At 33.4% G+C, this 14443-nt stretch carries 15 protein-coding genes; 9 read left to right on the forward strand and 6 right to left on the reverse strand.

Going from position 1 to position 14443, the window contains the following annotated elements; translation table 11 throughout:
* Positions 1-45: 45 nt before the first annotated feature.
* The 6 genes from LO744_RS07695 to LO744_RS07720 all read right to left on the reverse strand — a co-directional run bounded on the left by LO744_RS07695 (position 46) and on the right by LO744_RS07720 (position 8307).
* A complete protein-coding gene (locus LO744_RS07695) occupies positions 46-609 on the reverse strand; it encodes a helix-turn-helix domain-containing protein (RefSeq protein ID WP_230668507.1) in 564 nt (187 codons plus the stop codon).
* Between the two features lie 150 nt (positions 610-759).
* Positions 760-2178 carry an efflux transporter outer membrane subunit gene (locus LO744_RS07700; protein WP_230668508.1) on the reverse strand — a complete coding sequence of 473 codons (1419 nt, stop codon included), beginning with the start codon at positions 2176-2178 and terminating at the stop codon, positions 760-762.
* Positions 2179-2319: 141 nt separating this feature from the next.
* Positions 2320-5460 carry an efflux RND transporter permease subunit gene (locus LO744_RS07705; protein ID WP_230668509.1) on the reverse strand — a complete coding sequence of 1047 codons (3141 nt, stop codon included), beginning with the start codon at positions 5458-5460 and terminating at the stop codon, positions 2320-2322.
* Between the two features lie 12 nt (positions 5461-5472).
* On the reverse strand, positions 5473-6615 hold the full coding sequence (locus tag LO744_RS07710) for an efflux RND transporter periplasmic adaptor subunit (RefSeq protein ID WP_230668510.1): 1143 nt from the start codon (positions 6613-6615) through the stop codon (positions 5473-5475).
* Positions 6616-6865: 250 nt separating this feature from the next.
* Positions 6866-7780 (reverse strand): helix-turn-helix domain-containing protein, encoded by a 915-nt coding sequence (locus tag LO744_RS07715; protein ID WP_230668511.1) that lies wholly within the window; start codon positions 7778-7780, stop codon positions 6866-6868.
* A 323-nt stretch (positions 7781-8103) separates the two neighbouring features.
* A complete protein-coding gene (locus tag LO744_RS07720; protein WP_230668512.1) occupies positions 8104-8307 on the reverse strand; it encodes a hypothetical protein in 204 nt (67 codons plus the stop codon).
* 257 nt (positions 8308-8564) lie between these two features.
* Between LO744_RS07720 and tssD the strand changes: the two genes are divergently transcribed.
* The 9 genes from tssD to LO744_RS07765 all read left to right on the forward strand — a co-directional run bounded on the left by tssD (position 8565) and on the right by LO744_RS07765 (position 14429).
* Positions 8565-8969 carry a type VI secretion system tube protein TssD gene (tssD, locus tag LO744_RS07725; RefSeq protein WP_230668513.1) on the forward strand — a complete coding sequence of 135 codons (405 nt, stop codon included), beginning with the start codon at positions 8565-8567 and terminating at the stop codon, positions 8967-8969.
* 156 nt (positions 8970-9125) lie between these two features.
* Entirely contained in the window at positions 9126-9326 is a 201-nt protein-coding gene (locus LO744_RS07730; protein WP_230668514.1) for a transposase, read from the forward strand.
* A 95-nt stretch (positions 9327-9421) separates the two neighbouring features.
* On the forward strand, positions 9422-10300 hold the full coding sequence (locus LO744_RS07735; RefSeq protein WP_230668515.1) for an IS3 family transposase: 879 nt from the start codon (positions 9422-9424) through the stop codon (positions 10298-10300).
* Positions 10301-10406: 106 nt separating this feature from the next.
* A complete protein-coding gene (locus tag LO744_RS07740) occupies positions 10407-11012 on the forward strand; it encodes a hypothetical protein (protein WP_230668516.1) in 606 nt (201 codons plus the stop codon).
* Between the two features lie 362 nt (positions 11013-11374).
* The gene (locus LO744_RS07745) at positions 11375-11632 is read left to right on the forward strand and encodes a hypothetical protein (RefSeq protein ID WP_230668517.1); all 258 of its coding nucleotides are present in this window, start codon (positions 11375-11377) and stop codon (positions 11630-11632) included.
* A gap of 239 nt (positions 11633-11871) precedes the next feature.
* Positions 11872-12447: a hypothetical protein gene (locus tag LO744_RS07750; protein ID WP_230668518.1), complete on the forward strand. Its 576-nt coding sequence runs from the start codon at positions 11872-11874 to the stop codon at positions 12445-12447.
* Positions 12428-12667: a hypothetical protein gene (locus LO744_RS07755; RefSeq protein WP_230668519.1), complete on the forward strand. Its 240-nt coding sequence runs from the start codon at positions 12428-12430 to the stop codon at positions 12665-12667. The genes LO744_RS07750 and LO744_RS07755 overlap by 20 nt, the downstream gene beginning before the upstream one ends.
* Before the next feature lie 439 nt (positions 12668-13106).
* A complete protein-coding gene (locus LO744_RS07760; protein WP_230668520.1) occupies positions 13107-13640 on the forward strand; it encodes a hypothetical protein in 534 nt (177 codons plus the stop codon).
* A gap of 315 nt (positions 13641-13955) precedes the next feature.
* Positions 13956-14429 (forward strand): hypothetical protein, encoded by a 474-nt coding sequence (locus LO744_RS07765; RefSeq protein WP_230668521.1) that lies wholly within the window; start codon positions 13956-13958, stop codon positions 14427-14429.
* The last annotated feature ends 14 nt before the right edge of the window (positions 14430-14443 follow it).

Here is a 14443-nt window from a genome sequence, read left to right on the forward strand (position 1 = left end):
AGAAAATACTTATTGTGGAATTATGGAATTGATTTGTAAGATTTACTAAACCTTATCCAATGGTTTGCGTTTTTCTTCCTTTATTTGTTTGAAGTGACTCGGCGTTAATCCGGTAGTTTTTTTGAATTGATTGCTAAGGTAGGCAACACTCGAATAATTAAGTTGAAAAGCAATTTCACTCAATGACAATTCATCATAAACCAGTAATTCTTTTACTCTTTCAATTTTTTGGGCGATAAAATATTTCTCAATCGTTGTGCCTTCTACTTCCGAAAAAAGGTTGGATAAATAATTGTAATCGTTATGAAGTCTTGTACTCAAAATATCCGATAGATTGGTTTTAGCCTCATTATCCTGATGATGTACCAACTCAATGATGGTATTTTTTATCTTTTCAATAATCCTGCTTTTTTTGTCATCTATCATTTCAAAACCCAATGCTGATAGAGCTTCTGCTAAATTATTCTTCTCTTCAAGACTAGGTTCCTTTTCAAAAACTATCTCGCCAAGGCTAACACTTACCGCTGGCAAACCCAGTTTATCCAATTCATTTTGAACCACCATTATGCAACGGTTGCAAACCATATTTTTTATAAAGAGTGTCGTCATTTTTATTTAGTAATAGATTTGTAAAAGTACAATTATTACTTCATTGGTTTTATCTGTCTTTTACCCAAAGCTTCAAAATTGACTTATTTTGTAGAATATTTAATTTAAAAACCTGCTAAATCCATTAGAAATAGCAGGTTTTATTTTAGCTTACTGCCATCCTCCGCCTACAGAGCGGTAAAGAGCGGTTATTGCATTCAACTTTTGAGCTTTTAAGGAAGCTAAATCAAGTTCTGCCTGCAATTTGTTGGTTTGAGCCAAAATGACTTCCAGGTAAGTCGCTGAATTATATTTAAATAACAAATCTGCTTTCTCAACGGCTTCATTAGATTTTCTCACCAAGCCTTCACTTATTTTTTGCTGTTCTTCCAGCTTTTGAATTTGAATCAAAGCATCAGAAACTTCACCAACTGCTTTTAAAACCGATTGTTTGAAATTGATTTCAGCCTGCTCAGAAACAATTTTAGACTGTTCGAATTGGGTTTTTAATTGTTTTCCATTTAATATAGGTTGTGCTAAAGAGCCGGCTACCATACCAAAAAGTGAACCTGGAATATTAAACCAATTACTTGCTTTAAAAGCATTCAAACCGCCTTGGGCTGTGATGTTAAAAGAAGGATACATATTTGCTTTTGCCACATTAATTGCAGAAACACTTTTTCTCACATCATATTCTGCACTTTTAATATCGGGTCTGTAACTCAACAATTCGGAAGGAATTCCTGATGCGATATTATCAGGAGACTGCACATTATTCAAACTTGCACTTCTTTCGATTTTATTTGGCATCGAACCAGTCAGAATACTCAACGCATTTTCCTGAGTAATAATCGAGCTTTCAATCGCTGGAATAGATTTTAAAATCTGGTCTTTTACTATTTCTTGCTGTTGAACTGCCAAAGCAGTTGTTAAACCCACTTCCTGTTGTTTCACCAAAAACTTCAGCGTATTATCAGAATAAAGTAGGTTTGATTTGGTAATTTCAAGTTGAGTATCCAGCATCAATAGATTATAATAAGCCTGAACAACCGTTGCTACCAATTGCGTTTTTACGGCTTTTGCAGCTTCCTGAGTTTTGAGATAATCTGATAAAGCCTGTTCTTTTTTACCTTTTATTTTTCCCCAGATATCTGCTTCCCAAGAAATATTGATGGATGTGGTATAATCCTGCATATACCGACTTCCCATAAATTGTCCCGCCATCATTCCGTTCATACTGTTGTCGGAAGGTCGGTTCACACTTGCATTAGCTATCGTTGCATTCACAGTGGGAACATTTCCCCATTTACTTTGATTATAAGCTAAAGAAGCAAATTCTATCTGTTTTAAAGCGACCTGCAAATCATTATTCTGAGTCATTGCTTTATCAATCAAACTCACTAAAACAGGGTCTTTAAAGAAATCTTTATAACTGATTTTAGCAATATTTTCGTTGTTATCAGTTGCAATGCTGTCGTTTCTGAAGCTTTCAGGCATTTTGATTTCGGGTTGTTCATATTTCTGAACATTACAAGCAATTGCCGTTCCCAAGATTAATGCGATATATGCTATATTTTTAATTGAATTCATTTTTTAAAAATCATTTGAATTAATAGAGGTTATTTTAATCTCTCGCAGATTTCTCCGATTTTGCAGATAACAAAAATTATATCTGCTTCATCCTGTTAATCTGCGAGAATTAATATTGATTTAAATTAAAACCTCTGTAAATTAATATTCCCAATCGGCTTCTGTGACTGCTTTTCCATTGATTTTTTCGTGTAAAGCCTGGAAAACCACAAACAAAACAGGAACAACAAAAACGCCCAAGATGGTTCCGAATAACATTCCTGAAATCGCGGCATAACCAATCGAAAGATTACCCATTGCAGAAGGACCAACCACGAAAATCAAAGGAACTAAACCTGCAATAAATGCCAAAGAAGTCATCAAAATCGGACGGAAACGGGCTTTTGCACCTTCTACAGCCGAAGCAATTAAACTTTTACCAGCTCTACGTCTCTGGATGGCAAATTCCACAATAAGGATTCCGTTTTTGGCAAGAAGACCAATCAACATAACCATGGCGATTTGTACGTAAATATTATTAGATAATTCAGCAAAAGTAATTCCCACAAATACACCAGATAAACCAACCGGAATAGCAATTAATACCGCAAATGGAAGGATGTAGCTTTCATACTGTGCCGCTAAAAGGAAAAATACAAATATGATACACAACCCGAAAATCATGACCGATTGCGAACTAGAACTGGCTTCTTCACGGCTCATCCCTTTGTAATCATACGTATAACCCGGAGGAAGAACCTGTTTTCCTACTTCTTCAATTGCTGCCATTGCCTGACCTGAAGAATATCCCGGAGCTGCCATCACGGTAAGGTTTGATGAATTAAATAAGTTAAAACGGTCTACCACTTCTGCACCGGTCACTTGTTTCAAAGTCACCAAAGTATTGATAGGCACCATTTCACTTAAATTATTTTTAACGAAAATTCCGTTTAATGATTCTTTGTCCTGTCTTGTTTCTGGAGTAGATTGTACCAAAACTCTATAGTACTTACCAAATCTGTTGAAATCTGAAGACTGAATACTTCCGTAATAACCTTGCATTACGCCCAGAACATCAGAAACATTGACACCCAATTGCGCCGCTTTCACTTCGTCAACGACCACCTCAAACTGAGGATAAGAAACATCGAAAGTAGTATAAGCCAAGGCAACTTCTGGTCTCTGCATTAATGCACCCATCATTCCGTAAGAGATATTTCCTAGATTTTGAAGTTCACCATTCGTTCTGTCTTGTATAACGAGTTCCATGCCGCTGGTATTACCAAACCCATCTACAGTTGGCGTATTAATAACCAGGAAATTAGCTCTTTTATCTTGAGAAAGTGTTCCCTGAACTTGTCCGATAATGTCATTGATATTATTGACTTGTCCTCTTTCTTCTCCTTTTTTTAATTTAACGAAAATAGAAGCTGCGGAAGATGACATAGAACCACTGAAAAGATTAAGACCATCTACAGAAATCACTTTGTCAACCGCTGGATTTTTCATTAAAATATCTTCGGTGTCAGAAACAACCTTTGAAGTTCTGTCTTTTGATGCTCCGGGAGCTAAGTTCGCTGTTACAATGATGAAACTCTGGTCTTCGTCAGGGATAAATCCTTTTGGAGTCGTCATAGACATCCATACAAACAATCCTCCGAAAACTAAAACGATGATTCCTGCAACCCATTTTCTTTTTAATAAGAATAAAACTGCTTTTCCGTAACGGAAAGTCAATTTGTTGAAACTCGCATTAAATCCGGCAAAAAAACGCTCCTTAAAGTTCATTTTTTTGTCAGAATCGGCGTGACGTTGTTTTAAAAACAAAGCACACAGAGCAGGACTCAACGTCAAGGCATTAATTGCAGAAATTATAATCGCAATCGCCAAAGTCAAGGCAAATTGTTGATAAAATAATCCCGTGGAACCGCTCATAAATGCTACCGGAACGAAAACCGCAGACATCACCAACGTAATTGAAACAATAGCTCCAGTGATTTCGCTCATCGCCGACATTGTTGCTGCTCTTGCATTGAGTTTTTTATGTTCCATTTTGGCGTGAACGGCTTCTACAACAACAATCGCGTCATCCACCACAATTCCGATGGCAAGAACTAAAGCGAAAAGCGTTAAAATATTAATTGAAAAGCCAAAAATATTCATAAAGAAAAACGTTCCCACAATAGAAACCGGAACCGCAATCGCCGGAATTAACGTAGAACGGAAATCTTGCAGGAATATAAAAACGACGATGAATACAAGAATAAATGCTTCTATTAAGGTATGGATAACTTGCTCGATAGATTGGTCAAGTGCATCTTTTGTCGCATAAGGAATTTCATAAGCCATTCCGTCAGGGAACGATTTTTCCAGTTCTTTCATTCTGTCCTGAAGCGCAATCTGAACTTCATTCGCATTAGAACCTGCCATTTGGAAAATCGCCATCGTTACAGATGGTTTTTTATTATATTTTGATTCTACAGTATAACTATAAGCCCCAAATTCAACCTTTGCAATATCTTTTAATTTTAAAACAGAACCGTCGCTTAAAGCCTTAATGGTAATGTTTTCGTATTGCTGAGGCTCCGTAAATTTTCCTTTATAACGAAGAACATATTCCATCACTTCTTTAGTTCTTTCCCCGAATCTTCCCGGCGCAGCTTCCAAATTTTGAGTCTGAATCGCTCTAGAAACTTCGGCGGGCGTAAGCTTGTAAGAAGTCAGTTTATTTGGGTCAAGCCAAACGCGCATCGAGTAATCTTTGTTTCCGTAAACCATTGCATCTCCTACACCTTTTACTCTTTTGAGTTCCGGAACGATATTGATTTTAGCATAATTCTCAAGGAAAAGGTCATCCATTGTACCATTTTTACTGGTCAGTGAAACCATGGCAATCATACTGTTTTGTCTTTTCACAGTCGTGATTCCGGCTTGTACAACCTCGGAAGGAAGTTGATTGGTTACCTGCGCAACACGGTTTTGAACATTAATTGCAGCTTGGTCGGGGTCTGTTCCTAATTTAAAAATCACAGTAATCGATAACGAACCGTCATTACTCGCTGTAGAAGTAATGTAATCCATATTTTCTACCCCATTGATGGCGTTTTCCAGTGGCGGCGCAACCGATCTAGCAATGGTTTCGGCATTGGCTCCAGGATAGGCCGCTGTCACCATTACGGTTGGTGGTGCAATGTCGGGAAATTTGGTAATCGGCAGACTCATCATACCGACAATCCCCAAAATGACAAGCAATACGGAGATAACCGTCGCCAGAACGGGTCTTTTTATAATTGTCTTTAACATAACTTTTTCTTACTATTTTTTCTGTTGAGAATTTTGCGTTTGTGCCACTACAGGAGTGCCTGGTTGTAGCCTGTCGAAGCCTGAAGCGATGTATTGGTCACCTGCTTTTATCCCTTTTGAAATGATAAAATTATCGCCGGCTTTTCCGCTGATTTCGATAGGAAGCATCACCGCTTTTCCGTCTTTGATTGTAAATACAAACGTCTTGTCTTGGATGGCACGTGTGGAAGCAATCGGTAAAAGAATAACGTTGGAATATTCTTGTTTCATCAAAATTTTTCCGGTATTTCCACTTCTCAGGATGTTATTCGGATTATTAAATTTTGCTCTTAAAGTGATGGATCCTGTAGTTTTGTTAAACTGTCCTTCAACGGCATCAATTTTTCCAGTTTCAGAATATTTTTCTCCGCCAGAAAGTAGGAGAGAGACCGCTGGCGTATTCTTTAAAACCTCATCCATATTACTTCCCGAATGTTGTTTCTGGAAATTGCTAAAATCATTTTCGCTTAAGCTAAAATAAGTATAAACCTGATGAATATCCGACAATAAAGTCATCGCTGCCTGATTAGACGGCGTCAAAAGACTTCCCAAACGGTAATTGAATCTCCCGATATATCCGCTAACCGGAGCTTTTATGGTAGAGAAATTAAGATTGATTTTTGCAGATTCGATGGCAGCGGTTGCTTGGCTTACAGAACCTCTCGCCGCATTATAATTTGCCTCTGCTTCTCTCACCTGAATGTCTGAAACCATTTTGTTTTTTGACAATTCTTTTTTTCTTTCCAAATCGATTTTAGAATTGGCAAGACCTGCCTGAGCTGAAATTAAAGTTGCCTGTGCCGACTTCAATTGCTCACGGAAAATTTGGTCTTCAATTTTGAATAAAGGCTGTCCTGTTCTTACATAATCGCCTTCGTCGACAAAAATTTTGCTCAAATATCCTGTAACCTGTGGTCTGATTTCTACATTAGAAACACCTTCTACAGATGCTGCATATTCGTTTTCTACGGAAGCGTTTCCTTGTTTTACGGTTTCTACCGGAAGTTGTGGTGCCTGCTGTTGATAAGCCTGTCCTTGATTATCTTTTTTACACCCGACTAAGACCAATAAAGCCACGCCAAGTATAGATGATTTTTGTATAGAGAATCTCTGCATAACAATTTTAATTAAATTTTTGGTGCAAAATTCGTTCAAAAAAAAGCGAAGCATAATATTCAAAAAACGACTTAATTTGTCAAAAAGACATCTTTGATTTGTGTTTATATAACAAAATTTTTAAGATGAAAATTTATGCAATAGTTATCTTTAATAAACATTATAGATAAAAAAGAGAACTCATAATCAGAGCTAAGCTAATGAAAAAAAAGATTATAAATTCTACAAAAGACATCTTTTAAAATTGACATTAAAACAGATCGCTTCCTTTGTATTTTAAAGGAGATTGTCCGGTATGTTTTTTAAAGAATTTACTGAAAGAAGCCAAGTCTGAAAACTTAAGTTGACTAGCGACCTCCCCAACATTGGCATTAGAATCTTTGAGCAAAATCTTGGCTTCAATGATCAAAACCTGATGAATAATGTCTCGTGGAGATTTGTGCATTGTTTTGTTGATGACTTTGGTGAGATATTTTCGGCTGATGAAAAGTTGGTCGGCATAAAATTGAACATTATGCTGTTCTTTGAAATGTTGACGAACAAGAATGAAAAAACTTGTTGTAATCTCATCTTCACGATAAGTTAATTGCGCTGTCTTTTCTGTTTTTTTGAAGTAATTATCAATCTCCAGAATGACAAGCGAAAAGTGATGCCAAATCATTTCGTTAAAGTAATAATTTTCTTTTTCGGCATTATTTAATGTTTTCAACTCGTCCAGATGAAAATTTATTTTTCGGTATAAGTCGGGTTCATTTCGGATAATATTGGTTGGATCTGAGGAAAGACTTTTTAAAACATCATTCGATTTGTAGTTAAACCCAGCTTCTGAAATGTATTTAACCGAAAAAAAGATATAATTAGCGTCATAATCATCCGAAATTTCCTCAATCCAAAATGTTTCCGCCATCGGACAAAAAATAACATCACTTTCATAAGCCTGATAACTTGCATTATCTAATCTAAAACGAACGCTTCCTTTTTCGATTAAAATAAGGGTGAAATAATCTGAACGATAAGGGATATTGAGTGTGATATTATAGTTGGTCTTATTGATATTCATCACGACAAACTCTTTAATGCGCAAATCAAATTCGACCTCATCCAGAAGGTCTTTAAAATTAATTTGTGATATGAAGTTTGTTTTATGGTCTGAATGGTAAGGCATCCTAAAATGAAATTTTGGCTAAATTAAAAATTATAAACTTAGCGTCATGATTAATATTCTTAGCGTCGTTTTTACAACACCTTTAATTTACAAAAATCCTTTTAAAAAAATGAAATTTAGACTGAAAATATAAATTAAGCATTTGATTAATTAAGGTTGGGAAATGGCGTCCCAAAAATCAGAATCAAAAAAAATAACCGCTCCATTAATTAAAATGAAGCGGTTAATTTATAAATTAAATAAAGAATTACTTAAAAATTAATTTTTTAGAAGCAACACCTTTCTCCGTTTGAACTTGTATAATGTAAGGTTGGGACATCCATTTAACCTCCAAAAGCTGTAAAGTCTGCCGCTTCGCTACCTTTTGTAGAATAAAGAATTTGTATTTTTTCTTGTAGTGTATTGGTTAATGATGTCGCATTGAAAGAAAACGCGCCGCTATCTGCCGGAATGATCAACCAGTCATTATTAGCACCATCTGGGCTGGCAAATGCGGTTAAGAATCGGCGTCCAGAAAGTGCTGGCATATCAACAGAAGGTGTTGTAGCATTAGGATTAAAGACCACAAATACCATCGGGTTACCCGCATTAGGCCAAGAGAAAATAAGTCTCTAGACCATCTAAGATAAATCCATTAAAAGGAGTCGTAGTTCTACTACAAGAAATCGTAGAATTACTACAATTTTCGAAATAATAGTTTTAAAAGCTTTAAAAATATTTTTAGGGTATCTATCTTTGGGTTATAGAAATCATAAAAATACTAACGATTTAAAATTTACTTATTATGGCAGCAAATTCAAGAGGAATCTTAAAATTCAATGGCAGCGAAGGTCAAAAATTATTAAAATTGAACTACAGCGTTTCTAGATCTACAGATGTTTCAGGTAGAGTAGCATCAGATCCATCAAATGCGCTTATCAAATTAACGATTGAGGCAACAGAAAAATCTGAAATCCTTGAATCATTATTAAATGGAAAATACAAACCAACATCAGGCGAAATTACATTCAACAAATCTCACGAAGAAGGAACTTTAATTACTTTAAACTGGGAAAACGGCTACGTTATTCAGCACGAAGTAGATTTTGATGCAGTTGACCAGAACTCTATGTTAATCAGTTTTGTCGTAAGTGCAGAGAAAATCAACTACGGTAATTCTGCGTACGAAGGAATTTGGCCAACATCATAAAAAAACGTCAAAATTTATATAGACTCAAATAAAGACTGTCCCCAAAAGACGGTCTTTTTTGTCCTAACTCTTTCGTGAAAAGATGTTTCAAAAAACAAGTGGATATACTAACTTAGCGTCCAGTTACAGTTAAGCATAAAACCTTAATTTTAATTTATGAAACGAGAGCGAAAAATCTACGACCCTACTTTTAAGACCAAGGCCGTTCAACTAAGCAATGAGCGAACTAATATCTCGGAACTCGCCCGAGAACTAGGAATCGCTGTCACACTACTTTACAAATGGCGCAAAGAGTATGAAGAATTTGGGGCAGGTAGCTTTCCGGGGAATGGGAATTTAAAACTCACCCCTGAATAGGAAAAAATCTACGAACTGGAGAAAAGACTTAAGGATGCAGAGCTAGAACGTGATATATTAAAAAAAGCAATCGGCATCTTCTCCAAGAGCGGTCGATGAAGTATAAATTCATAAAAAATAATGAATTTATATTCCCGATTGAAAAGATGTGTAATATTTTAAAATTAAGTTCCAGTGGCTATTATAAATGGAAAAATAGACCCAGGAGCAAGATATTGCTTTTGAAAGAAAAAATAAAACATCAAATAACTTCGATTTATTTTTCATCAAAACAACGCTACGGAAGCCCGAGAATTGCATTTGAGTTAAATTCATTAGGATACAGAGTATCGCGAATCACGGTGGTAAAATATATGAAGGAGCTGGGTTTGAGAAGTAAATTAAACAAGAAATTTAAAGTAACTACGAACTCTAAACACAATTATTTGGTAGTAGACAACATCTTGGACAGAAACTCTACAGCAGATAAATCCTCAAAAGTTTGGGTTTCTGACATCACTTATATCCAGACCAAAGAAGGATTTTTGTACTTGACAACTGTTATTGATTTATACGACCGAAAAATAATCGGATGGAGTTTGAGTAAAGGAATGAGTACAGAAGAAACAAGTCTTACAGCCTGGAAAATGGCTGTCAAAAATAGGAAAATAGCAGATGGATTAATTTTTCATAGCGACAGAGGTGTTCAATATGCAAGCAAAAAATTTGTAAATACATTAGATTTTTATAACGTCATAAGAAGTATGAGCCGCAGAGGAAATTATTGGGATAATGCAGTGGCTGAAAGTTTTTTCAAATCATTAAAAACGGAACTCATTTATGGTAACAAGCTCACTACAAAAGAACAAATGGAGCTGGAAGTTTTCGAATACATAGAAATCTGGTACAACAAAAAAAGACGTCATAGCATCCTGAATTACCAAACGATAGAAGAATTCAACAATCAAAACGAAATTTGTAAAAATGCTGCTTAACTTATACTGGAATTTTTATTTGCATATCCAAAGGGTTCTGAATCTTTTTTACAATCATTATTAGAAGCATTTTAACAGCAAATTTTATTAATCAATTAAAAAAAATATGAAAAAAATATCATCCATTATTATATTTCTTTTCTTGGTCAATGCTAATTTATATTCTCAAAAAAATGTAAATAAAAGTAATTATACATCTCTGATACAAGAAGAAGTGGGGGATTTGAATCATGATAAAAAGAATGACAGGATTATGGTAGAAATGGATGTGATAGATGAAACCATGCCCGTAAGAGTACAGATATTCCTCTCCCAGCCTGATAAAAAACTTCAACTGGTCGTTTCTTCTACAAAACTTATTGAAAACGAATATCCGGCTGATAAAAATGGGAAGCATAATGATAATGTAATTCCGGATTTTTTTATTGAAGAAGGTAAATTAATAATGCTCACTGATATTAATAATAGAAAAAGCAGGTATGAATTTAGGCTGAAGCAAAATAATTTTGAATTAATTAAAATATCACGAGTAATCTGGGATGGAAAAGAGACTACCTCCGAAACAGAAATAGATTTAATAAAAGGAACTAAAACTGAATATAATAGAGACTTTAGCCCAAACAAAAAGAATATAAAGAACACTAAATTAAAGCCAATCAAAACTTTGCCTAAAATACAGGATTTAAGTTTTTCTGATTTAGAACAGTATTAAATTATATTTCGTGGTCTGAATTAAATAAAATTTTTGCTGTAACACATCAGGCTAATTTAGACGCTAGAGGAGACGGAATTAAACGAAGAAATGCTGAAAAAAAGAAGTTAACAGAGAAGTATAATGCTGATTCAGATAAGCTTAATGAAACACAAGCACAGCAGTTAGCCGATTTAAAAAAAGACTATGCTAATATTCGGTGGGTTTGGCAGTTAATAGGAAGTGATCGACCAGTTTTAAAAAGTACTAGTTTTAATGAAGCTTTAGATACTGGTAGTCCTGAACTGGAGCTTAATTTTGGGGATTTTCTGGAAGGAGGAGGTGCAGCATATATAGAACCTTTTTTAGAAGGAAAAACTCCTGTGGGAAGATATCCTCACGGAATTATTGTGAATGCAATCGGTCAAAAATCAAATATTATTACGGCTGATTGGCGTGATGCGAATGATGAAAAGATTATTGATGTACTAAAATTTGGGTCTACAGTATATCCTAATATTTATACAGAAGCTTTATATGGACATAACATCAAAGTTCTACTCAAAGATAAAGACAAACTTATAAGAGTGCTTGTAATCTCACCCTTCTTAGTTACATTTAAAAGTAGAGTTTTTTGTTAATAATTTATTGTTGTTGTAAAAATTTTGTTGGAATGTGGGAAACTCATTTGCGTTATTTTGATTGAGTTTTCCATATTTCAATAAAAAGTCTCTGGGAGTGAGGTGTAATTTTCCCCCAGAACAGTTCAAATCATCAGTTAAGAAAATCCCATATAATGTTAATAATTTATAAAGTAATGAGAAAAATTGTAATTATTTTTATTCTTCCGTTCTTAGTATGCTGCAATCAGGCAAACAAAATGGAAAAAAAAGTTCTTTCAGATTTAGAAAAAAATCTAAATAAAAGTAAAGGTCTTCCAATTGATTCAATTAAAATAGATATTACTTCTGATAATATACCAGACTATTTAATTTTCGATGAGATGGATAATAATAGTCCGGTGTTAATCTTCGATGGGAAGACGGGTGTTGAAATTAAAAATAACAATAAATTCACAAGTCAAGATTTTTCTGTAGAGGAGTTAAACATTGATTGCAAAAATCCTCGCAAAGCATTACGTTTAATAAGTAATAGAAAAGTTGGGCTAGAGCTAAGCATTTTACAATATAATTCTACAACTAACAGTATGGATCTAGTATTTAATTATCCTATTTTAATTTTAGAATTTGATAACAATGTTGAAAAAATAAAAGATGCAAATTATATCGACTTAATTTATTCAGATAAAAAATGTTTTGATACAATTAAAATTTCGAAAGGAAAATTTCTTAATTATGAGGGAGAAGCCCCTATAGTCAAACCTTTATCGCAAGAAAAAATTGAACTCTTTATTTATAACATTAACAAAAATAAATTTGAAAAAATTGCTTTTTAAAATATATAAACAATTTGCAGTTTTAGCAATATACAAAAATGAACTGCCAACTTTTTACGATAAAATTTTTGATAGTGAATTTTTGGATTTAACTAAATTTCGGGATAAAAACTCTCAAATAAAATTTAAAGAATTAAATGTCTCACCCTCAAAAAAAGATAAAGACTTTTATAAAAATACAATCAACGAAATAAAAAGCTCAAGCCCCAGACTTTTTTAATGACTGTTGCATTTATTACTTGAATCTAAGATGTACTAAATTGTAATTTTATAAAAATATTAAATTTGACTTTTTTGATTTGATAAAATCTGGAATATAATTGCATAAATTAAAAACATACAAAATTGTGTTGAATAAGTAATTGACTTTTTATTATATTTACAAAAAATGCAAAAAATTGAAAATAGTTTCTTTTATTCTCACAATTCTTACCGGATTTGTTCTGATTTTAGCACTAAAATTGCTGGATAGTTTTTATCTAATATTATTTATATTTACCACTTTTGCAATATCCGGACTTTTAATCACTTTAAAATATAGGGAAAAGTCAAAAATGCGTGAGCTGGGATTGGGCTTATTATTTGGCTCTTTAACTTCTATAATCCTGACAATATTATTTTTAATATGGCTATCTTATAATTTTCCACAATAAAAAAATATGCTGGAAAGTCTACTATTCATACTTCTAATCTTAATGAGTGGGTTATTTATAATCATTGCTTTAATTGTAATGTTTATAGCGTTTATTAAAAAATCGTCTGCATTAAAAAAAACAGCTCTTAAAATTATCGTTATCCCTTTTTTGTGTTGGGGATTAATTGCTGTTTGGTATTTAATAACCTTGCCGTCAATCAATAAGAGTGAAATGGAAAATTTTGCTGGAACTTACACTTTAAATTCATCTGATAGTGAATCGTTAAAATCAAGCAAAAGTAGAATAAATCAAGCTAAATTAATCTTATTTGATGATGGAACCTATCTATTTGAGGGGCGTGAAAAGATAGGATTAAAAAATCAAGGAACTTGGAAAACTGGAGGTAATGATGGATTGTTTGAATTCTATGACAAAAACGGCAATTTATCTCAATGGGCAAGCCCTTATGATAAGGATGACAATTATAGTTTATCAATTGAGTGTCAAAATGGGCAAGATTCTGAAACCATATTATTTGTAAAATCTAAATTTGAATAATAGATTTTACTTTGGTATTAATAATTAGATTAGAAAACGCTTTAATTATTCTATGAAACAACTAAAACTAATAACCCGAATTCTAATAATAACATTCGTTATTCTATTTTCATTATCATTCTTAGCTATGATCATTGTATGTATTGCTATGATGGCTTCTTATTGGGGGAACACAATGGGAAATGAAGCTTCCGGTTTTTTTAATGCAGCGCTCTTGCTAACATTGTTTATTGGGGTAATTACTTTTATTTTATGGACAATCTTCCTTAAGCAAAGGAAAAAAAAAACGATACGAAATAACTAACTAATACGACAATGAAAATCATTATTTCTTCTTTATTCATGATAGTCACCATTCTATTCTTTCCGAAACAGGAAATAAAGAAAGATATTTCCGGAACCTGGAAACTGAATCTTTATACAATGGATTCCGATACAATTTATTATGAAAATCATGAAAAATATACTGTTAATTACTTTGAAAAAACTTTAGGACACCTTAAAAGTCTTGATGAAAAGAAAAAAATAGCTGAAAAATTATATAATCAATTCAAAACCGCTGAACTTCACATCAATAAAAACACCATTACTTCATATAAATTTGATGGTAATCAATCAAAAATAGAATTAAAATATAAAATGGTAGGTGAAAATATAATTCTTGATGAGAAGTCAAACCAAAAATATAAATACAGAGTAGATTATAATCAGGAAAAAGATATATTAACTGTAGATCTTGGAGGCTCTGAAATGAATGTGATTACCAGATATTCGAGGATAAAAAATTAGACAACAACTTTTTA

Source organism: Chryseobacterium turcicum (genome assembly GCF_021010565.1).
GTDB lineage: Bacteria > Bacteroidota > Bacteroidia > Flavobacteriales > Weeksellaceae > Chryseobacterium > Chryseobacterium turcicum.

What these genes read in the sequence shown, in the direction of transcription:
- tssD (WP_230668513.1), top strand. Translation starts at nt 8,565, where the DNA reads ATGGCAGCAAATTCAAGAGGAATCTTAAAATTCAATGGCAGCGAAGGT.
- LO744_RS07765 (WP_230668521.1), top strand. Translation starts at nt 13,956, where the DNA reads ATGAAAATCATTATTTCTTCTTTATTCATGATAGTCACCATTCTATTC.
- LO744_RS07760 (WP_230668520.1), top strand. Translation starts at nt 13,107, where the DNA reads ATGCTGGAAAGTCTACTATTCATACTTCTAATCTTAATGAGTGGGTTA.
- LO744_RS07720 (WP_230668512.1), bottom strand. Translation starts at nt 8,307, where the DNA reads ATGCCAGCACTTTCTGGACGCCGATTCTTAACCGCATTTGCCAGCCCA.
- LO744_RS07700 (WP_230668508.1), bottom strand. Translation starts at nt 2,178, where the DNA reads ATGAATTCAATTAAAAATATAGCATATATCGCATTAATCTTGGGAACG.
- LO744_RS07740 (WP_230668516.1), top strand. Translation starts at nt 10,407, where the DNA reads ATGAAAAAAATATCATCCATTATTATATTTCTTTTCTTGGTCAATGCT.
- LO744_RS07710 (WP_230668510.1), bottom strand. Translation starts at nt 6,615, where the DNA reads ATGCAGAGATTCTCTATACAAAAATCATCTATACTTGGCGTGGCTTTA.
- LO744_RS07695 (WP_230668507.1), bottom strand. Translation starts at nt 609, where the DNA reads ATGACGACACTCTTTATAAAAAATATGGTTTGCAACCGTTGCATAATG.
- LO744_RS07735 (WP_230668515.1), top strand. Translation starts at nt 9,422, where the DNA reads ATGAAGTATAAATTCATAAAAAATAATGAATTTATATTCCCGATTGAA.
- LO744_RS07715 (WP_230668511.1), bottom strand. Translation starts at nt 7,780, where the DNA reads ATGCCTTACCATTCAGACCATAAAACAAACTTCATATCACAAATTAAT.
- LO744_RS07730 (WP_230668514.1), top strand. Translation starts at nt 9,126, where the DNA reads ATGAAACGAGAGCGAAAAATCTACGACCCTACTTTTAAGACCAAGGCC.
- LO744_RS07750 (WP_230668518.1), top strand. Translation starts at nt 11,872, where the DNA reads ATGGAAAAAAAAGTTCTTTCAGATTTAGAAAAAAATCTAAATAAAAGT.
- LO744_RS07705 (WP_230668509.1), bottom strand. Translation starts at nt 5,460, where the DNA reads ATGTTAAAGACAATTATAAAAAGACCCGTTCTGGCGACGGTTATCTCC.